Here is a 26,285-nt window from a genome sequence, read left to right as displayed (position 1 = left end):
ACGGCGGGGCGGGGCGGGGCCGGGGGGGCGTCACGCGGGGCGGGGCAACGGCGGGGCGCCGGGCGCGGGGAGAGCCGCGGGGCGGGCCGTGCGGCGCCGGGGGCAACGGACCGGCCGGGCGCAGACCGCGCCGCCGTGCGGGACGGCCGGGCGCGGAGGCCGTGCCGTCGTGCGGGACGTCGTGGAGGGCCGGGCGGCCCGGTGGGACCGGCCGCCCGGCGCCTACCGCTCCGCGGGGCCGCCCGGCACGGCGAAGTCCAGGTGCACCACGGACGGGCGCCGGCTCCGGACCACGGGCAGCCGCAGGGCGTACGGGAGGAGCGCGCCCAGGACGCCCCGTCCGGGCGGCGGCACCACGTCCCGGACCGCGGCGATGCCGGGGTGGGCGGTGCGCAGCCGCTGCTGCTCGGCGGCGTCCATCCCCCAGGGCATCGGCGGGGCCTGGTAGCCGCCGGAGCGCAGCCGCCCCTCGCGGGCCAGCCGGGCGAACCGGCGGGGCACGGCGTCGAACACCATCCCGCCGCCGGGGAAGGCCTCGGCGCAGGCCGCGAGGAGGTCGCGGACCTCCCCGGGAAGCAGGTACATGAGCAGTCCCTGGGCGGTGACGAGGACACCCTGGGAGGGGTCGACCTCCCGGACCCAGCGGTGGTCGGTGGCGGAGCAGGCGAGCAGCCGCTGGCGCGGGCCGGGGGGCAGCAGGCGCTCCCGCAGCTCCACCGACTCCGGCAGGTCGACGGTGAGCCAGCGGGCCCGGCCGTTGTCGACCCGCCAGAACTGGGTCTCCAGCCCCTCGCCGAGGCAGACGACGGTGCCGCGCGGGCGGCGGAGCAGGAAGTCGGCGACCTCGGCGTCGAAGCAGCGCACCCGCAGGGCCTGGAGTTGCCCCTGGAGGCGGACGCCGGCGGAGTCCGGGTCGCCGAAGCGCTCCTCGAAGGGGTAGTCGACCTCCTCGACGAGCCGCACCGCCTCGGGGTCGGGCAGCAGGGTGTCGGGGCGGCGGGCCTCGACCGCGCGGTGGTACAGGGTCCACAGCGCGGTCTCGGGGACCGCCCCGAGCCGGGCCCGGGGGGCGGCGGGCACTCCGTCGGCGGTCATCCGGGTCCTTCCTGACTGCTGCGGGGGCCGCCGCTCCGGTGCGGGGGCCTGCCCGCATTCTGGCACCGCCGGGCCGGGGGGCGCCCCCCGGCGTACGGCTGTCCGGCCGGGCCGTCGCCGGGGCCGTCGCCGGGGCCGGGAGGCGGGGAGGCCGCCCCGGGCGGCCGGGACCGTCAGGAGAGGGTGAAGGCGCCCTCCGGGGGTTCCGGGGAGGGGCGGGCGGCGGCGTCGGTGACCGGCGCGGCGGCGCCGGCGAACCGCTCCAGCGCGTCGCCGTCGACCACGCGGGCCGGGAAGGGGTCGGCGGCCAGGCGCCGCGCGAGGTCGGCGGCGGCGAGGGGGCGGGTCGAGCCGACCAGCACGACGTTGCCGAAGCGGCGGCCGCGCAGCACCGACGGCTCCGCCATCAGGCACACCTCGGGCAGCACCGCGCGGACGGTCGCGGCCTGGGCGCGGGCGAAGTCCAGCGGCGGGCCGTCGGCGAGGTTGGCCGCGTACAGGCCGCCCGGGCGCAGCACCCGGGCGGCCTCCCGGACGAACTCGACCGTGGTGAGGTGCGCGGGGACGCGGGAGCCGCCGAAGACGTCGGCGAGCACCAGGTCGGCGGAGCCGTCGGGAGCGGCGGCCAGCGCCTCGCGGGCGTCCCCGACGACGGCGTCGACATGCACCCCCGGGCCCTGCCAGGGCAGTTCCTCGGCGATCAGCTCCAGCAGCGGGCCGTCGATCTCGACCACCCGCTGGCGCGATCCCGGCCGGGTGGCGGCGACGTACCGGGGCAGGGCAAGGGCGCCGCCGCCCAGGTGCAGGACGTCCAGCGGCAGGCCGGGGGCGGCGGCGGTGTCGACGACGTGGCCGAGGCGCCGGGCGTACTCGAACTCCAGATGGGCGGGGTCGTCGGGGTCGACGTAGGACTGCGGGGTGCCGTCGAGGGTGAGCAGGCGGGCGCGCGGCCGGTCGACGTCCGGGAGGAGGCGGGCGGTGCCGAGGGCGACGGCGCGCTGCACGGGGACGGGCTCGTCGGCGGGGACGGGCTCGTCGGCGGGGGCTGCGGCGGGCTCGGGCGCGTACGGCTCGGGGGCGTCGGCCGGTTCGGGGCGGGCCGGTTCGGGGCGGGGCACCGCACCATTCTCGGGCACGGGCCGCTCCCGGGCGCGGGGCGGCCCCACCGCCCCGGGCCCGGCCGCCCGGCGGCGGGCACCGGCCCGGCGGCGGGGAGGGGTGCTCAGCCGCGGACGGGGTCCGGCAGGTAGGCGGCCATCCAGCGGTCCAGCTCGCGGAAGACCCGGGCGCGGGGCTCGTCGGCGGAGAGCACCAGGTCGTGCACGCCGTCCTCGACGCGGACGGTGGTGACGTGGCGGCCGAGACGGGGGCCGAGGGCGGCGATGTCGTCGGCGCGCAGGACGGCGTCGGTCCGGTGCAGGGCGGCGTCCCAGCGGGTGGCGGTGCTGGAGGCGGTGGCCGCCATCAGCAGGACGGGGACGTCGATGTCCAGGCCGCGGCGCACCCGGCGGTGGCCCTGCTGGATCGCGGCGAGCCAGGCCGCGTACACGCCGAAGCCCTCGGCGGGCTTCAGGGCGAGGTCGAACTCCCAGGCGCCGCGGAAGTCGCGGTGCAGGCTGTGCACGTAGTGCGGGGCGGGCGGCATGGGCAGGCGGCGGGTGCCGGCGAGGCGGCCGAGGGCGTCGACGGCGGGGGCGCCCAGGGTGCGGACCAGGGAGCCCGCCGGCATGGAGAGGAACGGGCTGTTGAGGAAGAGCCCGTCGACGACGCCCTGTCCGGCACGGCGGTGCGCCCACAGGGCGGTGACGAGGCCGCCGGTGGAGTGGCCGTTGACGAGGAGCAGGTCGTGGCCGTCGACCTCGCGCACGATGCGGACCGCCTCGTCCAGCTCCTCGTCGTAGGCGTCGAGGGTGCGGACGAAGTTGGGCGAGTGGTGGGGGCGCAGCGAGCGGCCGTACTTGCGCAGGTCGAGGGCGTAGAAGTCGTAGCCGCGCTCGGTGTAGAAGTCGGCGAGGTGGGTCTGGAAGAAGTAGTCGACGAAGCCGTGGACGTAGAGCACGGCGCGCCGGGAGGGCCCGGCGCCGTCACCGGGGGCGGCGGCGCGGCGGCGGACGAGCGTGGCGAGGACCTCGCCCTCCTCGTCGGCGGCCAGGGGCAGGTCGACGGCCTCGTAGGGCTCGCCCAGGATGTCGGTACGGAACTCCACGCCGCAGACTGTAGTGACCGGGTCGCGGCCCGCGTCCCCCCTCGGGGCGTGGGCTTGGTCACGCCCGCGCCGGCCCGGCCCTGTCCCCGGCCCCGTGCCGGGCCCGGTGCCCGGCCCGGCGGGCGCCCCCGCCGGGCCGGGGTGACGGTCAGGGCCGGCGGGCGCCCCCCTTGCGCAGGGCCCGCAGGTACTCGCGGTTCATGGCGGCGATGGACGGCAGCGGGATGCCCTTGGGGCAGGCGGTGGCGCACTCCCCCGTGTTGGTGCAGCCGCCGAAGCCCTCCTCGTCCATGGCGGCCACCATGCCGAGCACCCGCGACTCGCGCTCGGGGGCGCCCTGCGGCAGCACGTTCAGGTGGACGACCTTGGCGGAGGTGAAGAGCATCGCCGAGCCGTTGGGGCAGGCCGCGACGCAGGCGCCGCAGCCGATGCACTCGGCGTGCTCGAAGGCGGTGTCGGCGGCCTCCTTGGGGACGGCCGTGGCGTGGGCCTCGGGGGCGGAGCCGGTGGGGGCGGTGACGTACCCGCCGGCGCCGATGATCCGGTCGAGGGCGGAGCGGTCGACGACGAGGTCCTTGACGACGGGGAAGGCGGCGGCGCGCCACGGCTCGACGTCGATGGTGTCGCCGTCGCGGAAGTGCCGCATGTGGAGCTGGCAGGCGGTGGTCCGCTCGGGGCCGTGGGCCTGCCCGTCGATGACCATGCCGCAGGAGCCGCAGATGCCCTCGCGGCAGTCGTGGTCGAAGGCGACGGGGTCCTCGCCGCGCAGGACGAGCTCCTCGTTGAGGACGTCCAGCACCTCCAGGAAGGACATGTCGGGGCTGACCCCCTCCACCCGGTAGGTGGTCATGGCCCCCTGCTCCTCGGGGGAGCGCTGGCGCCAGATGCGCAGGGTGAGGTTCACGCGTAGCTCCGCTGGGTGGGGTGGACGTACTCGAAGACCAGCTCCTCCTTGTGGAGGACCGGGGGGCCGCCGCCGGTGTGCTCCCAGGCGGCGACGTAGGAGAAGTGCTCGTCGTCGCGGAGGGCCTCGCCGTCGGGGGTCTGCGACTCCTCGCGGAAGTGGCCGCCGCAGGACTCGGTGCGGTGCAGGGCGTCGAGGCACATGAGCTCGGCGAGCTCCAGGTGGTCGGCGACGCGGTTGGCCTTCTCCAGCTGCTGGTTGAGCTCGGCGCCGCCGCCGGGCACCCGCACGCGGCGCCAGAACTCCTCGCGCAGCTCGGGGATGCGCTTCAGGGCCTCGCGCAGCCCGGCCTCGGTGCGGGCCATGCCGCAGTGCTCCCACATGATCTGCCCGAGCTCGCGGTGGAAGGACTCGGCGGTGCGGTCGCCCCCGACGGCCAGCAGCCGGGCGAGGCGCTCGCGGGTCTCGGCCACGGCCGCCGCGGCGGCCGGGTGGGAGGGGTCGGGCTCGTCGTGGGGGTGGCGGGCCAGGTAGTCGGCGAGGGTCGTCGGCAGGACGAAGTAGCCGTCGGCGAGGCCCTGCATGAGGGCGCTGGCGCCGAGGCGGTTGGCGCCGTGGTCGGAGAAGTTGGCCTCCCCGACGGCGAAGAGCCCGGGGACGGTGGTCATCAGGTCGTAGTCGACCCACAGGCCGCCCATCGTGTAGTGGACGGCGGGGTAGATGCGCATGGGCCGGGTGTAGGGGTCCTCGGCGGTGATGCGCTCGTACATCTCGAAGAGGTTGCCGTACTTCTCGGCGACCTTCTCCCGGCCCATGCGGGCGATGGCGTCGGCGAAGTCGAGGTAGACGCCCTGGCCGCCGGGGCCGACGCCGCGGCCCTCGTCGCAGACGTTCTTCGCGGCGCGGGAGGCGATGTCGCGGGGCACCAGGTTGCCGAAGGAGGGGTAGATCCGCTCCAGGTAGTAGTCGCGCTCCTCCTCGGGGATCTCCGCGGGCGGGCGGGTGTCGCCCTTGGCCTTGGGCACCCAGATGCGGCCGTCGTTGCGCAGCGACTCGCTCATCAGCGTGAGCTTGGACTGGTGGTCGCCGGAGCGCGGGATGCAGGTGGGGTGGATCTGGGTGAAGCAGGGGTTGCCGAACCAGGCGCCGCGGCGGTGGGCGCGCCAGACGGCCGTGGCGTTGGAGTTCTTGGCGTTGGTGGAGAGGTGGAAGACGTTGCCGTAGCCGCCGGTGGCGAGCACGACGGCGTCGGCGAGGTGGACCGAGATCCGGCCCGTCACCAGGTCGCGGGCGACGATGCCGCGGGCGCGGCCGTCGATGACGACGAGGTCGAGCATCTCGGTGCGCGGGTGCATCTCGACCGCGCCCGCGTCGATCTGGCGGGACAGCGCCTGGTAGGCGCCGAGCAGCAGCTGCTGGCCGGTCTGGCCGCGGGCGTAGAAGGTGCGGGAGACCTGGACGCCGCCGAAGGAGCGGGTGTCCAGCAGGCCGCCGTACTCGCGGGCGAAGGGGACGCCCTGGGCGACGCACTGGTCGATGATCTGCAGCGAGACCTGGGCGAGGCGGGCGACGTTGGACTCGCGGGCGCGGAAGTCGCCGCCCTTGACGGTGTCGTAGAAGAGGCGGTGCACGGAGTCGCCGTCGTTGCGGTAGTTCTTGGCGGCGTTGATGCCGCCCTGCGCGGCGATGGAGTGGGCGCGGCGGGGAGAGTCCTGGTAGCAGAACTGGACGACGCGGTAGCCCTGTTCGGCGAGGGTGGCGCCGGCGGATCCGCCGGCCAGGCCGGTGCCGACGACGATGACGGTGTGGCGGCGGCGGTTGGCGGGGTTGACGAGCTTCGCGGTGAAGCGGCGGGTGTCCCAGCGCTCGTGGACGGGCCCGGCGGGGGCCCTGGTGTCGGCGAGGGGGTCGCCGACGGTGTAGGCGCCGACGGCGGGGGCCTGGGCCGGGGTCGCGGGGGCGGGGGTCGCGGTCGTGTCGGTCATGTCAGTCCACCAGTCCGGTCATCACGGCGACGGGCACGGAGACGAAGCCCGCGGTCAGCAGCACCGCCAGGACGTTCGCGGTCGCCTTCAGGGCGCGGTCGCGGCGTCGGTTGTTGGCGCCGAGCGTCTGGGCCGCGCTCCAGAAGCCGTGGCGCACGTGCAGGCCGAGGGCGAGCATCGCGGCGATGTAGAAGACGTCCGCGTACCAGGTGCGGAAGTCGGCGACGACGTTCTGGTACGGGTGGCCGTCCTCGCCGAGGGGGTTGACGACGCCGGCGGTGAGGTCGAGCAGGTGCCAGACGACGAAGAGCCCGAGGATGACGCCGCCCCAGCGCATGGTGCGGGTGGCATAGCTCGCGCGCGGCCTGCGGTGGGCGTACCGCTGCGGGCGGGCCGCGAGGTCGCGCCGGCTGAGCTGGTAGGCGGCGACGCCGTGCAGGACGACGCAGAGGGCGAGGACGGCGCGCTGGATCCACAGGAACCACGCCTCGTGCAGGGCGGGCTCGCCGAGGGTGCGCAGCCAGGCGGCGTACCCGTTGAACTCGGCCGGCCCGAAGAAGATCTTGAGGTTGCCGAGCATGTGGGCGGTGAGCCAGAGGAGCATGATCACGCCTGTGGCCGCCATGACCGCCTTCTTGCCGACGGTCGAGCCCCACAGCGTGCCGAGTGCGGACGTGCGCGCCGTCCGGGTCGCCAGTGCCATGGACGGGACGCTACGGCCGCCGAGGCTGACAGGTCCAAGACATGAACGGGCTCGTTCCGATAGGCGGGGACTATCGTGGGAGCGTGCAGCTCCAGCAGCTCGTGTACTTCGTGGCCGTCGCCGAGACCCGCCACTTCACCCATGCGGCGGAGCGGACGCACGTCGCGCAGCCCTCGCTCTCCCAGCAGATCCGGGCGCTGGAGCGGGAGCTGGGCGCCGAGCTGTTCAGCCGCGCCCGCGGCAACATCGCGCTGACCGACGCGGGCGAGGCGCTGCTGCCGCTGGCCCGCCGCATCCTGGCCGACGCCGAGAGCGCCCGCCAGGAGGTGCAGGAACTCGCCCAGCTGCGCCGGGGCCGGGTGCGCCTGGGCGCCACGCCGAGCCTGTGCACCGGCCTGCTGCCGGAGGTGCTGCGCGCCTACCACCGCCGCTACCCCGGCATCCGGCTGGTGGTGCAGGAGGGCGGCTCCCGGGACCTGGTGCGCGGGCTGGCCGACGGCAGCCTGGACCTGGCGCTGATCATCCTGCCGCTGCACGGCAACGACCCCGCCCTCGCCACGACGGAGCTGCTGCGGGAGGACCTGGTGGTGGCCTCCGCGGCGGGCTCGCCGCCGCCGGGCGGCGGGCGGCCGGTGCGGGTGGCGGACCTGGAGGGCCGGCCGATGGTGATGTTCCGGCACGGCTACGACCTGCGGGACACCACGGTGGCGGCCTGCCGGGCGGCCGGGTTCGACCCGGTGCTGGCGGTGGAGGGCGGCGAGATGGACGCGGTCCTGGGGTTCGTGGAGGCGGGCCTCGGGCTCGCGGTGGTGCCGAGCATGGTGGCGGAGCGGCGGCCGTCGGTGCAGGTGACGCCGTTCGCCGGGGCGGTCCTGCAGCGGACGGTGGGGCTCGCGCACCGCAGGGACGTGGAGCCGCCGCGGGCCGCCCGCGAGCTGCGGCAGGTCCTGCTGGAGCACCTGGACCGGGCTGCCGCCGCCGGGACCCTCCCGCAGGGGACGCGGCGGGCGGGGCCGGCGTCGAACGAGGCCGCGGACCGCGCCTGAGCGGGGACGGGCGCCGGGGGGCCTCTGCTCCGGCTCCACGGCCTACGCGTACTTCTCAGTGCACCAGGAGAAGGCCCTGAGCCTTTTCCAACCTCAGCCTGACGTCGCGAGCTGAAGCGCGAGGACGGCCCTGACCAGGTCGGTGATGCGGGTGGTGCTGCAGCGGAGCTTGCGCAGCAGTCGCCAGCTCTTCAGGGTGGCCAACGCCTGTTCTCCGACCGCCCGGATCCTGGCGTGGGAGACTCCCCCAGCCTTCGGCCGGGGGTGCCCCCATCGGCCCTCTGGCCTGCGGAGAGCTTGTCCCAGCGGCCGCGGTAGGGCACCCGGACAGTGCCGCCGGCGCCCCGGTACCCCTTGTCCCCCAGCACCGCACGCCGGCCTCGGCCAGAACGTCGAAGACGCCGTGGGTGCGGGCGGCCTTGATGCCGTGGACCGCGCCGGGCAGGGCGGGCGAGGCCCAGATCAGCCGGCCAAGGGGGGCATCCCCGGCCGTCAGGCTGGGGGAGGGTCGGCGATGACCTGCACGTTCATGCCGTGCTTCTTGTGCTTCCCGGAGTAGTGGGGGCGGGCGGCGGCGATCGCCCCCAGCCTCCGGCCGGGAGGTGCCACAGTCGATGGGCAGCAGGGTGCCGTCCAGGATGACGAAGGCCTTGCGTACGGCGGGCCGGGCGGCCTCGGCGAGGTCGGGGGCAATGGCGGCCAGGACCTCCACCGCCTCGGTGACGGAGCGGTGGGCGGTGGCGATCCCGACGCCGAACCCGGCCGCGAGCCGGGCGTCGGGGGTCCCTCCCGGCCGGAGGCTGGGGGCGTGTGCCCGCACCGCAGGTGGGCCAGGACCAGCAGGGCCTGCCGGTCCGCGCTCAGCCGGCGACACCGCCTGCCGAGCTCCAGGCGCCGGGCGGTCCGCGAGCGGGAGAGGTACCGCAGGGCGGTGCTGGACAGATCGATCCCCGATGGGCAGACAAGCATGCGAAGCTCCGGGCGGACAGGTCGCTCTTGGTCGACAACCCGTCCACCAGGAGCTTCACCCCTTCCCGGACCCCACCCCGCACCAACCGGCCATCCGCTCAGCCAAGTGGGAAACGGCTCAATGTCGAGATCGTCTGTACCCCGACCCGCAACTCCTGGCTCAACCGCATAGAAGCCCAGTTCACGGCCCTGCGCTACGTCACCCTCGATGGCACCGGCCACGCCGGCCACAAGGAGCAGGGCAGCATGATCCGCAGCTACATCATCCGGCGAGACCGCCACGCCGACGACCAGCGCCTGCGCGCCGTCGTCGACAGGGCCGACGTCGCCTGAAACCGCATGAAGGCAGAGAAGATGACCACACAGAACGACCGCGTCGACCATGAGCTGATCCGGGCCGCGGCACACGTCGCGGCCACACGCTGTCGGGGCGACAACCACACGATGGCGGCTGCGGCCCGTGCCCGAGACGGCCGGATCATCACCGCGGTGAACGCCTACCACTTCACCGGAGGCCCCTGCGCGGAGCTGGTCCTCATCGGCGCTGCTGCCGCCCAGGGCGCCCACGACCTGGACACCATCGTCGCCGTGGGCGACCGTGGCCGAGGCGTCGTGCCCCCATGCGGCCGCTGCCGCCAGGTCCTCCTCGACTACTTCCCAGCCCTGAAGGTCATCGTCGGGACAAGCGACGGCCTCCGGATGGTGCCCGTCGCCGACCTGCTTCCCGAAAGCTACATCCGGGCGGACCACCAGCTCGACGCTGAGGCGAGCGCACCACTCAGCACGAGCTGACGGCCTCAGACGCTTACAGGGCAAACGTTGCCTGCTACGGCACCGGCCGGCCGCTCAGCCAAGGTGGAAACGGTTCCCTGTGGCCGATCCAGAACGACGGAGAGCCCGGCCATGTTCTGCTGGGCCTTCCTCGCCGTCGCCGTCGTCGGCCCCGTCGCGGCCTCGCTGGACCGGCACCTGCCGCGGAACCGCAGCGGCGCCTCCGGCTCCCCCGCCGACCGCACCCGGGCGGCCGTCCTGCACGGGTGACGGGCGCGCGGCGGCACGTCAGCGCGGCCGCCGGGGGCGCCTGCCCCGGCGGCCCGCCCGGACGGGCCCCCGTCGGCCGTGACGCCGCGCGGGCCCGGCCCCCCTCGGCCGGTCCGGCGCCCCGCAGGGTGAGCCCGGCCCGGGCGGGTCCGGGCGGGTCCGGGTCCCGGGCCGGGCCGCCGGTGACACGGCGTCACCGCGTCCCGTCCGGCGCACAACGGCGGCGGGACGCGGAACAAGCGGCGGCGCGCCGGTGCTGAACCAGAGGAGACCGGGTGCGAGACCGGGTGCGCCGAGAGAACGTGAGGACGCCATGACCACCGCCGGGCCGCAGCGCCAGCCCCTCCCCCGCGACACCGCCCCCGTGGAGGCCTCGCCGCGCCCCGACCGGGCGCCCGCGTCGCTGGTGACGGCCTGCGGGCGGCGCATCTCCGTCGCCGCCCTGTGCCTCGGCGGCGCCGGCGGCCCCTTCCCGCGGATCGCCCTGGACATCGGCCCCGAGCGCGACGGCGCCTCCCGCGCCTGGGCGGGCCTCAGCCCGCAGGAGGCGCGCAGCCTGGCGTTCCTGCTGCTGGAGCAGGCCGCCGGCGCCGAGCACCGCGCGGCCGGGCGGGGCTGACCCGCCGTCCTGCCCTGCCGGGGCGCCTTCCGCGCCCGGCGGGACCGGCACCTCGGCACGGATCCTGCGACACGGACGGCACCTGTCCGCGAGGGCTGGCAGAGTCGGACCCGTGCTCCAGACCTCCGCACGCCTGCTGCGCCTGCTGTCCCTGCTCCAGTCCCGCCCGGACTGGACCGGCCCCGCCCTCGCCGAGCGCCTCGGCATCACCGCGCGCACGGTGCGGCGGGACGTGGACCGGCTCCGCGAGCTCGGCTACCCCGTGCACGCGACGCCGGGCGCGGCGGGCGGCTACCGGCTGGGCGCCGGCACGGCCCTGCCGCCGCTCCTGCTGGACGACGACGAGGCGGTGGCCGTCGCCGTGGGACTGCGGACGGCCGCGCACGGCACGGTCGCCGGGATGGCGGAGTCCTCGGTGCGCGCGCTGGCGAAACTGGAGCAGGTCCTGCCGTCCCGGCTGCGCCGCCGGGTGGCCGCCCTGCACGGCGCGACGGTCCCGCTGCACGGCGAGGGCCCCGCGGTGGACCCGGAGGTCCTCACGGTGCTCGCGGGCGCCTGCCGGGACCGGATGCGCACGCGGTTCGGCTACCGGGACCACGGGGGCGCGGGGAGCGCCCGGGTGGCGGAGCCGCACCGGCTGGTCTGCACCGGGCGCCGCTGGTACCTGGTCGCCTGGGACACGGACCGGGCGGACTGGCGCACCTTCCGGGTGGACCGGATCACCGGGCCGCTGCCGACCGGCCCGCGCTTCGAGGCCCGTGAACCGCCGGAGGGCGCGGCGGAGCGGGTGTCGCGCGGGGTCTCCACGGACGTGTACCGCTACCGGGCCCGGGTCACCCTGCAGGCCCCGGCGGAGGTCGTGGCCGCCCGGACCAGCCCGACGTCCGCCCGGGTGGAGCCGGTGGACGGGAACAGCTGCGTGCTGCGCGCCGGGTCGGACTCGCTGGACGGGCTGGCGGTGCACCTGACGATGTTCGGCGTGGACTTCGAGGTGCACGAGCCCCCGGAGCTGGCGGCGCACCTGCGGACGCTGGCCGCCCGGCTGGAACGGGCGGCGGACGCGGGCGCGGACCGGGGGCCGGGCGGGGCGCAGGACGGGGGGCCGGGCAGCGACGTCGGCCCGGCTGCGCGTCAGGCCGGAGGTCCGGCGGGCGGTGCGGCCGGGGGCGGCTGAGGGCTCACCCGGGCGGTCCGGCCGCCGCGGCGGCGTCGATCAGCGCCCGCAGCACGCCGATGCGGTTGCTGGTGAGGGAGACCACCCCGGTGCGCAGCACCCGGGCCATGGTGCGGCGCACGTCCACCGTCCAGGCGCTGACCTGGAGGCCCGCCCCGCGGGCGCGGTCCACCAGGACCGGCGTGACCAGGCCGAACGGCAGGTTGAGCAGGTGCGGCCGCAGGTCCGCGAGCAGCGACGGCGGGGGCGCGAGCGGCGTCCGCCAGGTCAGCGAGACCTCGGCGGCGGGCGCGTGGCGGCGCACGGCGAGCATGGCCGAGGGCGGCCCGCAGTACACGACGCGGTCGGCCGCGCCGCACCGCGCGGCCTCGGCACAGGCGGCCGCGGCCGGTCCGGCGTCGTCGAGGTCGACCATGAGCAGGGGCGGCCGGCCGGCGGGGGTCGGCGGCGCCGCGGCGACCAGCGCGAGGGCCTCGGCGAGGGTCGGCACGCGCAGCGGCGCGGCCGGGCCCTCGATGCGGCGCAGGTCGGCCAGGGTGAGGGCGGCGAGCGGCCGTTCGAGGCCCCACAGGCGCCTCAGGGTGGGGTCGTGGAGGAGGACCGGCACGCCGTCGCGGGTGAGGCGGACGTCGACCTCGACCGCGTCGGCACCGGCGGCCAGGGCGGAGCGCAGCGACGGGAGGGTGTTCTCCCGGTGGCGGTAGGGGTCGCCGCGGTGGGCGACGGCCCGGGGCACGGCGGGGAGGGCCGTGGCGGGGAGCGGCACGGCGGGGAGGGCCGCGGCGGCGCGGGGGCGGCGGCGCGGGGCCGGGCGTGACGGGGCCGGGGGCCCGAGGGCGCGGGGTGCTGCACGGGTGCGCCTCAGCCCCGCTCGACGACGACGTTGGTGGACTTCACCACGGCGACCGCCGGGGAGCCGGGCTCCAGGCCCAGCTCCTCGGCGGACTCCCGGCTGATGAGGGAGACCACCCGGAACGGACCGGCCTGGATCTCCACCTGGGCGGCCACGTCGCCGAGGACGACCTCGGTGACGATGCCGCGGAAGCGGTTGCGGGCCGAGGAGGGCAGGCCGGCCGCCGCGGCGTTCTCCGGGCGGGCCAGCTCGCGGGCGAAGGCCGCCAGGCGGGCGCCGGGGACGATGCGGTGGCCGTGCTCGTCGCGTTCGGCGGCGAGCCGGCCGGCGTCGATCCAGCGGCGCACGGTGTCGGGGCTGACGCCGAGCAGGGCGGCGGCCTCCCCGATCCGGTAGCTGTTCGCGGGCCGGCCGGGCTGCGGCATCGGGGCCCCTCCTCGGTGGTGCGGGCGCCGGGGCGGCGCGGGCTGCGGGCGGATCGGCGGCCGGGCGCGGGGCCGCGGTGACCGGGGCCATCCTGCCGTACGACCGGAGCGGCGTGCGGCGCGCCCCGGTGCCGGGCGTGTGGCGCATCGGGGGGACACGGGACGGGCCGGGAGCGCGATCCGGGTTGAAGTCCCGCGATCCGGGCAAGCGGCGGATCAGCGCTCGTCCGGAAGGTCCGGGAGGCGTCCGGTCCGCGGCGGTGTGCACCGCTGCGCACCGGAACCCGGGGAAGGGCCCGGAAAGCGCGGGATGTACGGTACGGCTGTTGTGCACAGGGAGCAGGGCATGGAGCAGGGCAGGGGTCCGGCGGAGGAGTTCCTCGGCGACGCGGCGGTGCGGCCGCAGCAGGGGCCGACGGTGCGGCAGGTCGTCGGGCGGGCCGCCTTCGGCGTGGCCGCGGCGGCCGGGCTGGTCGCGGCGGTGGTCCTGGGCACGCCCGCGCTGCAGACGCCGGAGGCCGCCCACCACGGCGGCGGCAGCGGCGTGCACCGGGCGGCGGACGCCCCCCGCTGAGGGCGGTCCCGCGGACAGCCCTGCGGACAGCCCCGCAGGTGGCCCCGTCCACGGGTGGCGCGGGCCTGCGGGTTCACAGGGCCGGCGGCCGTCCGGATGTGCGGGCCTGCGGGTTCACAGGGCCGGCGGCCGTCCGGAGGGGTCGCGGGCGCGGCTCAGGGGGCGCCGAAGAGGTCCTGGTGAACGGCGTCCAGGGCGGTGAGCACGGCCCCGCCGAGGACGGCGCTGCCGGTGACGGTGCCGGACCGGACCTCGGTCCGCAGCGGGAGGAGGTCCGCCAGGCGGGCCGCGACCCGGTCGGCGAGGGCGGTTCCGCCCGCCCGGCCGACCTCCCCCCCGAGGACGACGCAGCCGGGGTCGAGGACCGCGCAGACCGCCGCGGCGCCGACCGCCACCCGTGCGGCGAGGGCGTCGAGGAACGGCCCGCCGGACTCCCCGGCGGCGAGGGCCGCGCGCACGGCCGCCTCGGCGGCGGGCGCGTCGTCGGCCGGACCGGCGGCCAGGCCGTGGTCGCGCGCCAGGGCGCAGACGGCCGCGGCGCCGGCGGTGCTGTGGAATCCCCCCTCGCAGTCGGTCGCGCTGGGGAGCCGTGAGGTGCCGGGCACGGGCAGGAAGCCGATCTCCCCGGTGCCCCCGGACGCACCCCGGCGGAGCCTGCCGTCCAGGACGGCGGCGGCGCCCACGCCGTGGCCGAGCCAGAGCAGGACGAAGGTGTCGCGGTCGCGGACCGCGCCGAGGCGCCGTTCGGCGATGCCGGCGAGGTTCACCTCGTTCTCCAGCAGGACCAGGGAGCCCGCGAACGGTCCGGGGGCGGCGGTGCGGGCGCGGAGCACCTGCACCAGGTCGGCGTGCCAGTGGGGCAGTTCGGCGGTGGCCCGGAGTTCGCCCGTGGCGGGGTCGACCAGCCCGGGTGCGCCGACGGCGACGGTGTGGAGGGCGCCGGCCCCGGCGCGGCGGGCGGTGTCGGCGAGGGCCTCCAGGGCGGCGTCGACGAGGGCGGCGGGCGGGGTGCCGGGCGTGACGGGCAGGTCGGCGGTGGCCAGGGTGCGCCCGGCGAGGTCGGCGACGGCGATGCCCACGCCGACGGTGCGGACGTCGACGCCGGCGACGTGGGCGCGGTCGGCGACCAGCCCGTAGAGACGGGCGTTGGGGCCGCGGCGGGCCTCGCCCGCCTCCCCCACCACCGCGACCAGTCCGCTCCGCCCGAGCCGCTCCAGGAGGTCGGAGACGGTGGGGCGGGAGAGGCCGGTGAGGTCCCTGAGCCGGGCGGCGGTGAGCGGGCCCTGTTCGAGCAGCAGGCCGAGGGCCAGCCGGTCGTTGATCGCGCGGGCCGTGCTCGGGGTGGCCGTGCGGGCGGTGGTCATGGGGCCGCATCCTCCCAGAAGGTGCGCGCCTTTTCTATCAGGGACCCTTCCTGATAGTTTTCCGTGCGCACCGCCACCACCGCTCGCCACCACCGCCCGCCCGCACCGGCCCGACCGTGCGGGCCCCGACCGCACCGGCCCGACCGTGCGGGCCCCGACCGCACCGGCCCGACCGTGCGGGCCCCGACCGTGCGCCCGCACGGCGGACGCGGCCGGGACACCCGGCACCGCGCCCCGCCAGGACCGCGGGACGCCGACCGCACCGGACCGGCAGCACCGCACCAGCAGCACCACACCGGGCCGGAACCGCACCGGACCGACGACGACCACCGCGGGGCCGCCCGGCCGCGCACCGGGGAGGACACGCACGCATGGACCAGCACGCCGTCCGCAGGGCCAGGGTCGCCGTGGCCCTCGTCTTCGCCCTCCACGGGGCCGTCACGGGGAGCTTCGCCACCCGCATCCCCTGGGTGCAGGAGCGGCTGGGTCTCGGGGCCGGCGCCCTCGGCCTGGCCCTGGTCATGCCCGCCCTCGGCGCGTCGCTGGCGATGCCGCTGGCCGGCCGGATCGTGCACCGCTTCGGCGGCCGGGCGGCGGTGCGCGGGCTGCTCGCCCTGTGGTGCGCCTCGCTGGCGCTCCCCGCCGCCGCGCCCGGCCTGCCGGCGCTCTGCGTGGCGCTGCTGGTCTACGGCGGCACCGCCGGAATGGCGGACGTCGCCATGAACGCCCAGGGCGTCGAGGTCGAGCAGCGGCTCGGGCGGTCGGTCATGTCGGGGCTGCACGGCATGTGGAGCGTCGGCGGCCTGGCGGCCTCGGGCTTCGGTGTGCTGGCCGCGCACGCGGGGGTCGACGCCCGCCTGCACCTGGGGGTGATGGCCGCACTGCTCGTGGCGGGCGGACTGGTGGTCTGCCGCGGCCTGCTGGACGTGCGCCCCGCGCCCGGGGAGGAGGCCCCGCCGCGGTTCGCGCTGCCGCCGCGGGCCGCGCTGGCGATCGGCCTGGTGGGCTTCTGCGCGGTCTTCGCCGAGGGCGCCAGCGCCGACTGGTGCGCCGTCTACCTGAAGGACGTCACGGGCGCCTCGGCGGGCGTGGCGGCCGCCTGCTACTCCGGCTTCGCCTTCACCATGGCCGGGGCGCGCCTGGCGGGGGACGCCGTGGTGCGGCGGACCGGCCCGGTGCGGGCCGTGCGGCTGGGCGGGGCGACCGCGGCGGCGGGCGGCCTCCTGGTGGTGGCGGCGGACACGCCCGCGCTGGCCGTCCCCGGGTTCGCGCTGCTGGGCGTCGGCGTGGCGGTGGTCGTCCCGCTGGCGTTCGCGGCAGCCGGGCGCAGCGGCCCCAACCCCAGCCAGGCCATCGCGGGCGTGGCCACGATCACCTACACCTCCGGCCTGGTCGCCCCGGCCGCCGTGGGCGCGCTGGCCCAGGCGACGTCGCTGACCGTCTCCTTCGGCCTGGTCACCGTCCTGGTGGCGGCCCTGGTGGTGTCCGCGGGCGCCCTGCGGGGCGCCGCGCTTCCCGCGCCGGCGGACGCCGCCCCGGCCGTCCCCGACCCCGTCCGCTGACGCCGGTGCCGCCGGGCGCCGGCCTCCGGGGGCCGGGGCGCCCGGCGGTTCAGCCGAGGAGCCCCTTGGCCAGGACGGCCAGGGCGCCGGCGAGGGCCAGGCCGAGGACGAGCTGCCGGGCGCGGCGCTCGGGGATCCGGTCGCCCAGCAGGCGTCCGGCCAGCGCGCCGCCGCCCACCCCCGCCGCCAGCAGGAGCCACACCGGGGCGGGGAGGCGGGGCAGGCCCTTGACGGCGACCGAGGAGAGGTTGACCAGCACGCCGTAGAACTGCGCGTTGGGCACGAACTCCCGCATCGGCCAGCGGGCGTTGACCGCGTAGAGCGAGAGGGCGGGGCCGCCCACCCCGGCCGAGGCGTTGAGGAAGCCGCCGGCCGCCCCGGCCGCGACCGCGCCGCCCCGGCCGCGCAGCGCCGCGACGCGCACCCCGCAGGCCACGAGCAGCACCGCGGCGGCGACCGCCGTGCCGACGGCGGTGAGCAGGACGTTCCTCGGCAGACGGTCCGCGACCCAGGCACCGGCCGGTACGGTGCAGGCCGCCGCGAGGACCAGCGGCACCATCGACGCCGTCCGGACCCGGCGCCAGCCCTCGCACAGGCCGAGCGCGCTGACGGCGCCCGAGGCGCAGTTGGCGACCAGCACTCCCTGGGCGGGACCGACCAGGAGCGCGAGGACGGGTGCGGCGACCAGGGCGAAGCCGATGCCGGTGAGGCGCTGGACGGACGCGCCGAGCAGGACGGCGGCCCCCAGCAGCAGGTCGTCGGCGGTCATGCGGCAGGGTCCCCTCGTCCGGGCGGGTCAAAGGCGCCGCCCGTCGGCGGGGCGGCCGCCCCGGACGCTCCCGCCGCACGCGGACGGGCGCGGGCCCTCCGGCGGACGGACGACGGTACTGCACGGGCGGTCCCCGGCGCCCGCGGAGGGACCGGAGGAGGCCGGTCGCAGCCCCCTGGGGTGCGGCTGCGGTCACCGGTCCGCCCGGCCCCGGCCGTGTGCGCGGCGGCGCCCCCGGGGGCCGGCGGGCCGGCAGCAGGACGGCGGGGACGCCGGCCGGGCGACGGGCCGGTCCCGCCCGCAGCGCCGCCACGCACGCCGCCGCCGTCAGGCGAGCAGCCGCAGCCGGGTGGCGGAGACGCCGACGCGGACGGTCTGCCCCCAGGTGAGCTCCAGGGCGTCGGACTCCACGCCGTCGCCGAAGACGACCAGCCGGTCGGACTCCGCGGTGAGGGCGAGCCGGTCCCCCGGGCCCAGCAGTCCCTGCACCTGCGCGGTGCCGGTCGCGGGCGACGGCCACGCCTCGCGGACGAACCAGGCGAGTGCGGCGGCGGACGGCGCGGGCAGCGGCAGCTCGCTGCGCCGCTCCAGCCAGGCGGAGCGGCACCAGCCGGTGGCGCCGGTGCCGGTGCCGACCAGCACGCCGGAGGAGGCCTGCGCCTCCTCGCGGGCGCCGCCCGCGGCGAGGCGGTAGCGGGCGGTCTGGTGGCCGGGCTGGCCGAGGTAGACCTCGTTGAGGGCCAGCAGGCGCTGGGGGTCGTCGGCGACCGCCTCGACCATGGTGCGCTCCTCCAGGCGGCGGCCGGCCGCGGGGCCGACGGCCGCCCGCAGCAGCGCGGGCGCGTCCTCGGGCCGGTGGCGCACCAGGACGCCGGGGTTGCGGCCCGGGTCGGTGTCGACGCCGACGACGGGCTGCCCGTCGAGGTACTTGGCGGTGTTGGCGACCAGGCCGTCCTGGCCGACGACGGCGACGACGTCGTCCGGGGCGAAGAGGAACCGGGCGAGGTCGCCGCGCTCGACGCGGGTGCGGCGCCAGTCGGAGGGCACGGCGGCGGCGACCTCGGCGAGGGCGGCCAGGGTGCGGTGGTGGCGCCGTTCGGCCTCGTCGAGGGAGCGGCCCCGGGAGGCGAGAAAGAACGCGGCCTGGCCGGGGGTGCCGTGCCGGGCGACCAGCTCCTCGTACTCGGTGCGGCGGTGGACGACGACCACCCGCGGGGCGAGCGCCATCAGCCGCGCCCCTCCCCCGGCGCGGCCTTCCCCGGGATGGACGTCCCCGGTCCGGCCTCCTCCGGGGCGGCCCTGCCCGGTGCGGCCTCCGCCGGGGCGGCGCCGAGGCGGGAGAGGAGGCCGGTGACGAGGTCGGGGGTGAGGGTGACGCTGTCGATGCGCGGCAGGTGCTCGGCGAGCCGCAGGAGGGCGAGGGCCCGGAGCGTGGCGGGGTCGGCCTGCTGGTGGGCGGTGAGCCAGGCGGCCTCGGCGGCGGCCCTCGCGTCGCCGAGGACGCGGGCGGCGTCCGCCTCGGCCTCGGCGAGGCGGGTGCGGCGGGACGCCTCGGCCTCGGCGCTGATCCGGTCGGCGGCGGCGCCCTCCTCGGCCTGGAGGCGGGCGTTGGCGCCCTGCTGGGCGAGGAGCTGCTCCTCGCGGCGGGCGAGTTCGATCCTGCTGCCGAGTTCGTTCTCGGCGATGGCGCGTTCGCGTTCGACGGCGACGGCGCGGCGCTCGTAGGTGGCGCGGTCGGCCTCCTGCTGGACGCGTTCGCGGGCGGGGGTGCGCAGGGCGCGCTCCACCTCGGGCTCGGGGCGCAGGGCGACGACACGGACGGCGATGACGGCGAGGCCGGTATCGGCGAGGCGCGGGTCGGCGGCGAGGCCGGCGGTGACGCGTTCGCGGACGGCGGTGACGCCGTCGGTGAGGGCGGCGGCCAGCGGCGTGCGGGCGAGCAGGTCGAGGGCGTGCTGCTGGGCGGTCTCGGTGAGGAGGGTGCCGAGCCGGTCGAGCGGGGCGGCCCGCCAGGCGCCGGTGTCGGGGTCGACGGAGAAGTCGACGCGGGCGGCGGTGACGGCCGGGTCGGTGATGCGGTAGGTGAGGGTGGCCTGGACGGTGACGTCCTGGAAGTCGGCGGTGCGGGCGTGGAAGAGCACGGCCAGTTCGCGGTCGTCGACGGGGACCTCGGAGAGGGCCGCGTCCAGCGGCCGGAACCAGAAGGCGAGGCCGACGCCGTCGTGGGCGAGGGTGCCGCCGCGCAGGTGGCGGATGTGGGCGGTGGGTGCGGCGCGCAGGTGTCGGAACCCGAGGCGCCTGGTGATGTCGGCCATGTCGCTCCCCCTTTTCGTCATGGTGACGATAGAGAGCCGACCCATTTATCGTCAAGTGGACGACAACGGGTGCGGCGGCCCGGCCCGCTGTAGGCTCCACGGATGCTCCAGGAACGGACACCCCGCGAACGGACGCCCGGCGGGCCCGTACCCGGCGGACAGGCGCCCGGCAGCCTCGTGCCCGACGTACCGCCGCCCGGCGGACCGGCGGCCGACGGGCGGCCCCCCGGCGGGGCCGCGCACCCCGCACCCCGCGGCGCCCCGGCGTCGCCGCGCGCACGCCTGGCCCTGCTGGTCCTCGTGCTCGCCGCCGCGGCCTGCTCGCTGCTGCTGTGGAGCCCGCAGCAGGTCTTCTCCCAGGGCTTCGCCACGCTCGTGCCGGCCCCCTGGACGGGCCCCGCCTTCGCGGCGCTCTTCGCTCTCGGCACGCTCGCCTTCGTGCCGAAGCCCGCGCTCAACGCGGCCGCCGGCGCGCTCTTCGGCGTCCACGAGGGGCTGGCGCTGGCCGTGACGGGCACCACCCTCGGCGCCTGGCTGGCCTTCGGGCTGGGGCGCACCCTGGGGCGCGACGCGGTGCGGCCGCTGCTGCGGGGCAGGGCGCTGACCGCCCTGGACCGGCGGCTGACCCGGCAGGGCTTCCGCAGCGTGCTGCTGCTGCGGATCGTGCCCGGGGTGCCGTTCGCGGCGGCCAACTTCGGCGCCGCCTTCTCCGGGGTGCGGGCGCTGCCGTTCACCGCGGCGACGGCGCTCGGGGTGATTCCGGGGACGGCCGCGTACGTCGTCGCGGGCGCCTCGGCGTCCTCGCCCGGCTCCCCCGCCTTCCTGCTCTCCGCCGGCCTGATCGCCGTCACGGGGCTGCTGAGCGCCGCCTCGCTGTGGCGGGCGCGGCGCCGGGCGGCCGTCTGACGGACCTGCGCCGGGACCGCACGGGGGAAGCGGACCGCCGGGGCGCACCGGGCCGGACCGGCAGGTCAGGGCGCGGACCCGCAGGTCAGGGCGCGGACCCGCAGGTCAGGGCGCGGCGCTGCAGAGCGGCCGGCGGCCCGCTGTCAGAGGCCGGGCAGCGGCTCCGCGTCGGGGGCGGGGGCGGTCCCGTCGGCGGCGGCGCGCAGACGGGCGAACTCCTCGGCGAGGGTCTGCGCCGTCCAGTGGGCGTTGAGTCCGCTGGGGTTGGGCAGCACCCAGACCCGGGACCCCCCGATCCGCCCGGGCTGCGGCCCGACCGCCGCCTTCGGCGCGGCGAAGGCGGCCCGGTACGCGGTGACGCCGACGACGGCGAGCCAGCGCGGCCGGTACCGCTCCACCCGGGCGGTGAGGAGGCGGCCGCCCTCGGTGTACTCCTGCGGGGCGAGCTCGTCGGCGCGGGCGGTGGCACGGGCCACGACGTTGGTGATGCCGAGCCCGAGGCCGAGCAGCTCGCGCTCCTCCTCGGGCCGCAGCAGGCGCGGGGTGAAGCCGGAGCGGTGCAGGGCGGGCCAGAAGCGGTTGCCGGGGCGGGCGAAGTGGTGGCCGGTGGCGGCCGACCACAGGCCGGGGTTGATGCCGCAGAAGAGCACCCGCAGGCCGTCGGCGACGACGTCGGGGACGGTCCGGTCGCGGGCGGCCTCCAGCTCGGCGCGGGTGGGGCGCGCGGGGCGCGCGGGGCGGGTGGGGCGCGCGGGGCGGGCGGGGGGCGCGGGGCGGGCGGCGTCCATCAGTGCGCCCCTCCCTCGGCCGCCTCGCGCCGGCGGTCCAGCCGGAGCCGCTCCAGCTCCTCGGTCATCCGCTCCAGGAAGCGCGCCACCACCCGCAGCTCCGCCGCGTCGAACTCCGCCCGGACGGTGTCGGTGCACTCGGCCACCGGGGTGAACCACTCCATCGCCACCCGGCTGGCCCCGGGGGTGTAGTGCACCCGGACCTGCCGGCGGTCGGCGCTGTCGCGGGTGCGGTGGACGTGCCCGGCGCGCTCCAGGCGGTCGAGGACGGCCGTGACCGCGCCCGAGGTCAGGCCCAGCTCCTCGCGGAGCCGCCCGGGCGTGGCCGCCCCGCCGGCCTCGGCGGACGGTCCGGCCGAACTGCCCATGACGGCGAGCAGCGCCTGGACGTCGGTGGCGTGCAGCCCCTGGGACGCGGCGAAGTCGTGGCCCAGCAGGTTCATCTCCGACGCCAGGGCCTGCAGCAGCCGGCCGAAGGTGCGGCGGTCCGGGGCGGGCGGCGGGGCGTGGTCGTCAGCGGGCAAGGGGCCCCTTCCGGTGGTGGCGGACTGCGGTGGCGGACTGCGGTGGACTGGCGGACGGGACCAGCTTAGGCTCGGCGGCACCGGGTAGGTAGCTCAGGCGTTAAGCTTCTCAACGATTGAGAGATACCTCCCTCCGGATCGAGGACTCCCCCTGCCATGCCCAAGAACATCCGCAGAACGCGGCTGCTCCTCCCCCTCCTGCTGCTCGTGGCCTGGCTCGCCCTGGGCGGCGGGCTCGGCTCCTTCGCGGGGAGGCTCGGCGAGGTCGCCACCAACGACAGCACCCGCTTCCTGCCGCAGAGCGCCGAGTCCACCGAGGTCGCCGCCGCCCGGCGGGCCTTCGAGAAGGACGCCGGCCTGCCGATCGTCGTCGTCTGGGAGGCGAAGGACGGGCGCGTCACCGACGCCCAGCGCGCCGCCGCCCAGCAGGCCCTGCAGAAGGCCGCACAGGTCCCCGGCGCCACCGGCAAGGCCACCCCCGCGCTGCCGTCGAAGGACGGGAAGGCGCTGGAGGGCGTGGTGGAGCTCCGCTCCGACCTCGGCGAGAAGGTGCCCGACAGCGTCGACGCCGTCCGCGCCGCCGTGGCGCAGGTGCCCGGCGTCACGGCCGGGCTCGCCGGGCCCGCCGCCGTCCAGGCCGACCTCGCGGGCGCCTTCGCCGGCATCGACGGGCTGCTGCTCGGCGTCGCCCTCGGCGTGGTGCTGGTGATCCTCCTCGCGGTCTACCGCAGCGTCCTGCTCCCGCTGCTGGTGATCATGGGGGCGGTCTTCGCCCTCGGGGTGGCCTGCGCGATCGTGTACGCGCTGGCGAAGCAGGGCCTGGTCAAGGTCGACGGGCAGATCCAGGGCCTGCTGTCCATCCTGGTGATCGGCGCCGCCACCGACTACGCCCTGCTGCTCTCCGCCCGCTTCCGCGAGGAGCTGGAGCAGCAGGCCGACCGCTTCGCCGCCATGCGCACGGCCTGGCGGCAGTCGGTGGAGCCCATCACGGCCTCCGGCCTGACCGTGGCCCTCGGCCTGCTGGTGCTGCTGCTCTCCGACCTCAGCAACAACCGGGCGCTCGGCCCGGTCGGCGCCATCGGCATCGCCTGCGCGGTGCTGTCCGCCCTGACCTTCCTGCCGGCGGCGCTCGTGCTGCTGGGCCGCACGGCGTACTGGCCCGCGAAGCCCGCCCACGGCGACGGCACGCCGGTCCACGGCGTGTGGCGCCGCGTCGCCGCCCTGGTGGGGCGCCGGCCGCGCGCCGTGTGGGCGCTGAGCCTCGCGGTGCTCGCCGTGTTCGCGGCGTTCTCGCCGCTGCTGAAGTCCGGCGGCGTCCCGCAGAGCGAGCTGTTCACCACCGCCCAGCCGTCGGTGGCGGCGCAGGAGATGCTCACCCGGCACTTCCCCGGCGGCTCCGGCAACCCCGCCGTCGTGATCGCCGAGGCGGGCGCGGCCGACCGGGTCGCCGCGGCGGCGAAGGGCGTCGACGGCGTCAGCGGCGTCGCCCCGTGGACCGGCGGGAAGCCCGGCGGCGCCCCGGTGCAGGTCGAGGGCCGGGTGCGGCTGGACGTCACCCTCGCCGACGCCGCCGACAGCAACGCCGCGGTGGACACCGTCAAGCGGCTGCGGAGCGCGGTGCACGCCGTGCCGGGCGCGCAGGCGCAGGTCGGCGGGTTCACCGCCCAGCAGTACGACACCCGGGTCACCGGGGAGCGCGACCGGGCGGTGATCACGCCCGTGGTGCTGCTCTGCATCCTGGCGATCCTGGTGGTGCTGCTGCGCTCCCTGCTGACGCCGGTGCTGCTGGCGGCGACGGTCGCCCTCTCCTACCTGGCGACGCTCGGCGTGTCGGCGCTCGTCTTCCGCCACCTGTTCGACTTCACGGCCACCGACCCGGCGGTGCCGCTGTACGGGTACGTCTTCCTGGTGGCGCTCGGCGTGGACTACAACATCTTCCTGATGACCCGGGTCCGCGAGGAGTCCAAGCGGCGCGGCACCCGGGAGGGCGTGCTGCGCGGCCTGACCGCGACCGGCGGGGTGATCACCTCGGCGGGCGTGGTGCTGGCGGCGACGTTCGCGGCGCTCGGCGTGATCCCGCTGGCGTTCCTCACCCAGATCGCCTTCATCGTCGCCTTCGGCGTCCTGCTCGACACGCTGCTGGTGCGGTCGCTGCTGGTGCCGGCCCTGGTGTACGACCTGGACGAGCGGGCCTGGTGGCCGGCCCGGCTGAGGCGCGACGCGTAGCGGGCACCGCAAGGACCGGTACCGGGCCGCCTCCCCGCCGCGGGGAGGCGGCCCGGCCGTGTGTCCGGTCGTGTGTCCGGGCCGTCGCGGCCGCCCGGGCGGGGCCGTCCCGGGCGCGCGGCCGCAGGTCACCCCTCGGTGCCCCGGGCCACCAGGAACTCGCCCCACACGCACTTGCCGGCGCCCCGCGGGTCCACCCCCCAGACGTCGGCCACCCGGTCGACCAGCAGCATGCCGCGGCCCGAGGTGGACTCCCAGCCCGGCTCGATGCGCCGGGGCAGCGCGCTGGAGCGGTCCTGGACCTCGATGCGCAGCCGGGGGCGGCCCCCGGCCAGCAGCCGCAGGCTCAGCAGGGCGCCGCCGTCGGTGTGCCGCAGCGCGTTGGTGACCAGCTCGTCGGCGACCAGCTCCACCTCGTCCGAGCGCTCCGGCACGCCCCAGCTGTGCACCGCCTCCCGGATGAGGTGGCGGGCGGCGACGAGCGCCTGGGGGTCGGCCGGGGCGACGTACTGGTGCAGGAGGCGGGCGGGCCCGGCCGCGCCCTCCAGCCGGGTGAGGAGCAGCAGCGCCATGTCGTCCTCGCCGCCGGTCTGCTCGGCCATCACCTCGCACAGCCGGTCGGCCAGCGCCTCCGGGTCGCGCGGGCCCTCGTGCACCGAGCGGCCGAGCAGGGCCATGCCCTCGTCCAGGTCGGCGCCGGGGCGCTCCACCAGGCCGTCGCTGCACAGCAGCAGGGTCTCGCCGGCGGCGAGCTCGACGCAGGTGACCGGGTACTCCAGGTCGCCGAACTGGGCGGACAGGCCCAGCGGCAGCCCCACCGGGCCGGGCACCTGGCGGCACCAGCCGTCGGCGTGGCGCAGCATGGGCGCGAGGTGCCCGGCGCGGACCAGCCGCACCGTGCCGGTGGCGGCCTCGACGTCGGCGTAGACGCAGGTGGCGAAGCGGTCGGTGTCCAGCTCGCAGAGGAAGACCGAGGCGCGCGCCATCACGGTGGCCGGCGAGTGCCCCTCGGCGGCGTAGGCGCGCAGGGCGATGCGCAGCTGGCCCATGACGGCGGCGGCGTGGGTGTCGTGGCCCTGGACGTCGCCGACCATCACGCCGACGCGGCCGCCGGGCAGCGGGACGGCGTCGTACCAGTCGCCGCCGATGTCGCGGCCGGTGCGGGCGGAGCGGTAGCGGGCGGCGACCGTGAAGCCCGCGACCTCGGGGAGGCTGCGCGGCAGCATCGCGGTCTGCAGGCTCTTGGCCAGGTCGTGCTCCTGGTCGAAGAGCATGGCCCGCTGCAGGCTCTGGGCGATGCCGCTGCTCAGGGCGAGCAGCAGGTCCCGCTCCTCGGCGGGGAAGGAGTCCTTGCCGTGGTAGAGGAGGCCGAGGCCGCCGATCGGGCGGCCCTGGGCCACCAGCGGCAGGTAGGCGGCGGCGGTGGCGCCGAGCGGGCGGATGTACGGCCACAGCCTCGGGTAGCGGGCGGCGAACTCCTCGGCGGAGGTGAGGAAGAGCGGGCCCCTGGTCCGGATGACCTCGCTGAGCGGGAAGTCGTCCTCGACGCGGGTCCACTCCAGCTCGGGCACGTTGCTGCCCTCGCGCCCCTCGGCGAGGACCCGGACGCGGCCGTTCTCGACCACGCCCAGCACCAGGCTGGCGGCCCCGAGGCGGCCCAGGCCGTGCGGGTCGCTGAGGACGGCGGTGACGTCCTGGACGGTGACGGCGTGGGCGAGGGCGGCGGCGGTGCCCTGCACCACCTCGGCCCGGCGCGCGCGCTCGCGCTCCAGGGCGAGGCGGTCGGCGGCCTGCGCCAGCTCGTCGGTGGCGTCGCGGAGGATGCCGATGACCCGGCGGGGGCGGCCGAGGGCGTCGCGGTGGATGTGGCCCTGGGTGTGGACCCAGCGGTCGGCGCCGTCGCGGGGCAGGACGCGGAAGTAGTAGCCGTAGGTGGAGCTGCCGTCCTTCATCGCCCGGGAGACGTGGGCGTCGACGGCGGCGCGCTCCTCCGGGGGCATGCGTTCACCCAGCTGCAGCGGGTCCGAGCGGTACTCCTCGGGGGCGAGGTCGTAGATGCCGAGGGCGACCGGGTCGAGGTGGAGCAGGCCGGTGTCGAGGTCCCAGTCGAAGCTGCCCATCCGGTTGAGGGCCAGGCTGGCGTCGGGACCGGCGGGCCACGGGGCCGGCGGGTCGGGCCGGGACCCGGCTGGGTGCTCGTCCATCTCGCCTCCCGGTGCACAGGCCGCCGCCGGCGG

24 protein-coding genes and 2 pseudogenes are annotated in these 26,285 nt (G+C 77.4%); 10 read left to right on the top strand and 16 right to left on the bottom strand.

Features of this window, described 5'->3' with window-relative positions:
* Positions 1–222: 222 nt before the first annotated feature.
* From ACFY07_RS26000 to ACFY07_RS25975, 6 genes are all read right to left on the bottom strand, one after another.
* Positions 223–1,095, bottom strand: a complete 873-nt coding sequence (locus ACFY07_RS26000) for a class I SAM-dependent methyltransferase (protein ID WP_390871977.1) — start codon at positions 1,093–1,095, stop codon at positions 223–225.
* Positions 1,096–1,268: 173 nt separating this feature from the next.
* Positions 1,269–2,099, bottom strand: a complete 831-nt coding sequence (locus tag ACFY07_RS25995) for a spermidine synthase (protein WP_390871988.1) — start codon at positions 2,097–2,099, stop codon at positions 1,269–1,271.
* A gap of 218 nt (positions 2,100–2,317) precedes the next feature.
* A complete protein-coding gene (locus ACFY07_RS25990; RefSeq protein ID WP_230746620.1) occupies positions 2,318–3,301 on the bottom strand; it encodes an alpha/beta hydrolase in 984 nt (327 codons plus the stop codon).
* A 148-nt stretch (positions 3,302–3,449) separates the two neighbouring features.
* On the bottom strand, positions 3,450–4,205 hold the full coding sequence (locus ACFY07_RS25985) for a succinate dehydrogenase/fumarate reductase iron-sulfur subunit (protein WP_230746619.1): 756 nt from the start codon (positions 4,203–4,205) through the stop codon (positions 3,450–3,452).
* The gene (locus ACFY07_RS25980) at positions 4,202–6,190 is read right to left on the bottom strand and encodes a fumarate reductase/succinate dehydrogenase flavoprotein subunit (RefSeq protein ID WP_390871976.1); all 1,989 of its coding nucleotides are present in this window, start codon (positions 6,188–6,190) and stop codon (positions 4,202–4,204) included. Before ACFY07_RS25980 ends, ACFY07_RS25985 begins: the two co-directional genes overlap by 4 nt.
* Position 6,191: 1 nt before the next feature.
* The gene (locus ACFY07_RS25975; protein ID WP_230746615.1) at positions 6,192–6,893 is read right to left on the bottom strand and encodes a succinate dehydrogenase cytochrome b subunit; all 702 of its coding nucleotides are present in this window, start codon (positions 6,891–6,893) and stop codon (positions 6,192–6,194) included.
* A gap of 83 nt (positions 6,894–6,976) precedes the next feature.
* On the opposite strand from ACFY07_RS25975, the gene ACFY07_RS25970 reads away from it, so the two are divergent.
* Complete coding sequence (locus tag ACFY07_RS25970) at positions 6,977–7,939, top strand: LysR family transcriptional regulator (RefSeq protein ID WP_390871975.1); 963 nt, start codon at positions 6,977–6,979, stop codon at positions 7,937–7,939.
* A gap of 93 nt (positions 7,940–8,032) precedes the next feature.
* Here ACFY07_RS25970 and ACFY07_RS25965 read toward each other — a convergent pair.
* Positions 8,033–8,908: pseudogene (locus tag ACFY07_RS25965) on the bottom strand (transposase family protein).
* A gap of 120 nt (positions 8,909–9,028) precedes the next feature.
* On the opposite strand from ACFY07_RS25965, the pseudogene ACFY07_RS25960 reads away from it, so the two are divergent.
* The 5 genes and pseudogenes from ACFY07_RS25960 to ACFY07_RS25940 form a co-directional block, all read left to right on the top strand.
* A pseudogene (locus ACFY07_RS25960) lies at positions 9,029–9,241 on the top strand (IS630 family transposase); the annotation flags it as partial.
* A 21-nt stretch (positions 9,242–9,262) separates the two neighbouring features.
* Positions 9,263–9,700, top strand: coding sequence for a cytidine deaminase (locus ACFY07_RS25955; RefSeq protein ID WP_390871974.1), 438 nt, complete (start codon positions 9,263–9,265; stop codon positions 9,698–9,700).
* Between the two features lie 111 nt (positions 9,701–9,811).
* On the top strand, positions 9,812–9,949 hold the full coding sequence (locus tag ACFY07_RS25950; RefSeq protein WP_390871973.1) for a hypothetical protein: 138 nt from the start codon (positions 9,812–9,814) through the stop codon (positions 9,947–9,949).
* Between the two features lie 313 nt (positions 9,950–10,262).
* On the top strand, positions 10,263–10,568 hold the full coding sequence (locus ACFY07_RS25945; RefSeq protein ID WP_390871972.1) for a hypothetical protein: 306 nt from the start codon (positions 10,263–10,265) through the stop codon (positions 10,566–10,568).
* A 112-nt stretch (positions 10,569–10,680) separates the two neighbouring features.
* Positions 10,681–11,742, top strand: coding sequence for a helix-turn-helix transcriptional regulator (locus tag ACFY07_RS25940; protein ID WP_390871971.1), 1,062 nt, complete (start codon positions 10,681–10,683; stop codon positions 11,740–11,742).
* 4 nt (positions 11,743–11,746) lie between these two features.
* Here ACFY07_RS25940 and ACFY07_RS25935 read toward each other — a convergent pair whose 3' ends face one another.
* A complete protein-coding gene (locus ACFY07_RS25935) occupies positions 11,747–12,508 on the bottom strand; it encodes a glycerophosphodiester phosphodiesterase (protein WP_390871970.1) in 762 nt (253 codons plus the stop codon).
* Positions 12,509–12,603: 95 nt separating this feature from the next.
* The gene (locus ACFY07_RS25930; protein ID WP_390871969.1) at positions 12,604–13,020 is read right to left on the bottom strand and encodes a molybdopterin-binding protein; all 417 of its coding nucleotides are present in this window, start codon (positions 13,018–13,020) and stop codon (positions 12,604–12,606) included.
* A 346-nt stretch (positions 13,021–13,366) separates the two neighbouring features.
* Between ACFY07_RS25930 and ACFY07_RS25925 the strand changes: the two genes are divergently transcribed.
* Entirely contained in the window at positions 13,367–13,594 is a 228-nt protein-coding gene (locus ACFY07_RS25925; protein ID WP_390871968.1) for a hypothetical protein, read from the top strand.
* 155 nt (positions 13,595–13,749) lie between these two features.
* Here the strand turns inward: ACFY07_RS25925 and ACFY07_RS25920 are convergent, their stop codons facing one another.
* Entirely contained in the window at positions 13,750–14,958 is a 1,209-nt protein-coding gene (locus ACFY07_RS25920; protein ID WP_390871967.1) for an ROK family transcriptional regulator, read from the bottom strand.
* Positions 14,959–15,329: 371 nt separating this feature from the next.
* On the opposite strand from ACFY07_RS25920, the gene ACFY07_RS25915 reads away from it, so the two are divergent.
* Complete coding sequence (locus tag ACFY07_RS25915) at positions 15,330–16,520, top strand: MFS transporter (RefSeq protein WP_390871966.1); 1,191 nt, start codon at positions 15,330–15,332, stop codon at positions 16,518–16,520.
* Positions 16,521–16,569: 49 nt separating this feature from the next.
* On the opposite strand, the gene ACFY07_RS25910 is transcribed toward ACFY07_RS25915, so the two are convergent.
* From ACFY07_RS25910 to ACFY07_RS25900, 3 genes are all read right to left on the bottom strand, one after another.
* On the bottom strand, positions 16,570–17,289 hold the full coding sequence (locus ACFY07_RS25910; RefSeq protein ID WP_390871965.1) for a TSUP family transporter: 720 nt from the start codon (positions 17,287–17,289) through the stop codon (positions 16,570–16,572).
* A gap of 327 nt (positions 17,290–17,616) precedes the next feature.
* Entirely contained in the window at positions 17,617–18,516 is a 900-nt protein-coding gene (locus tag ACFY07_RS25905) for a hypothetical protein (protein WP_390871963.1), read from the bottom strand.
* Entirely contained in the window at positions 18,516–19,604 is a 1,089-nt protein-coding gene (locus ACFY07_RS25900) for an SPFH domain-containing protein (protein WP_390871962.1), read from the bottom strand. Before ACFY07_RS25900 ends, ACFY07_RS25905 begins: the two co-directional genes overlap by 1 nt.
* 102 nt (positions 19,605–19,706) lie before the next feature.
* On the opposite strand from ACFY07_RS25900, the gene ACFY07_RS25895 reads away from it, so the two are divergent.
* Positions 19,707–20,510, top strand: coding sequence for a TVP38/TMEM64 family protein (locus ACFY07_RS25895; RefSeq protein WP_390871961.1), 804 nt, complete (start codon positions 19,707–19,709; stop codon positions 20,508–20,510).
* Positions 20,511–20,653: 143 nt separating this feature from the next.
* On the opposite strand, the gene mug is transcribed toward ACFY07_RS25895, so the two are convergent.
* Together mug and ACFY07_RS25885 are read right to left on the bottom strand one after the other, a co-directional pair.
* Positions 20,654–21,298, bottom strand: coding sequence for a G/U mismatch-specific DNA glycosylase (mug, locus tag ACFY07_RS25890; RefSeq protein ID WP_390871960.1), 645 nt, complete (start codon positions 21,296–21,298; stop codon positions 20,654–20,656).
* Entirely contained in the window at positions 21,298–21,822 is a 525-nt protein-coding gene (locus ACFY07_RS25885) for a MarR family winged helix-turn-helix transcriptional regulator (protein WP_390871959.1), read from the bottom strand. Before ACFY07_RS25885 ends, mug begins: the two co-directional genes overlap by 1 nt.
* A gap of 156 nt (positions 21,823–21,978) precedes the next feature.
* Between ACFY07_RS25885 and ACFY07_RS25880 the strand changes: the two genes are divergently transcribed.
* The gene (locus tag ACFY07_RS25880) at positions 21,979–24,048 is read left to right on the top strand and encodes an MMPL family transporter (protein WP_390871958.1); all 2,070 of its coding nucleotides are present in this window, start codon (positions 21,979–21,981) and stop codon (positions 24,046–24,048) included.
* Positions 24,049–24,176: 128 nt separating this feature from the next.
* On the opposite strand, the gene ACFY07_RS25875 is transcribed toward ACFY07_RS25880, so the two are convergent.
* Positions 24,177–26,252: a SpoIIE family protein phosphatase gene (locus ACFY07_RS25875; protein ID WP_390871957.1), complete on the bottom strand. Its 2,076-nt coding sequence runs from the start codon at positions 26,250–26,252 to the stop codon at positions 24,177–24,179.
* Positions 26,253–26,285 lie beyond the last annotated feature (33 nt).

Source organism: Streptomyces sp. NPDC001380 (genome assembly GCF_042895785.1).
In the GTDB taxonomy this organism is placed as follows: Bacteria; Actinomycetota; Actinomycetes; order Streptomycetales; family Streptomycetaceae; genus Peterkaempfera.
This window is presented reverse-complemented; position numbering and strand designations above follow the sequence as displayed.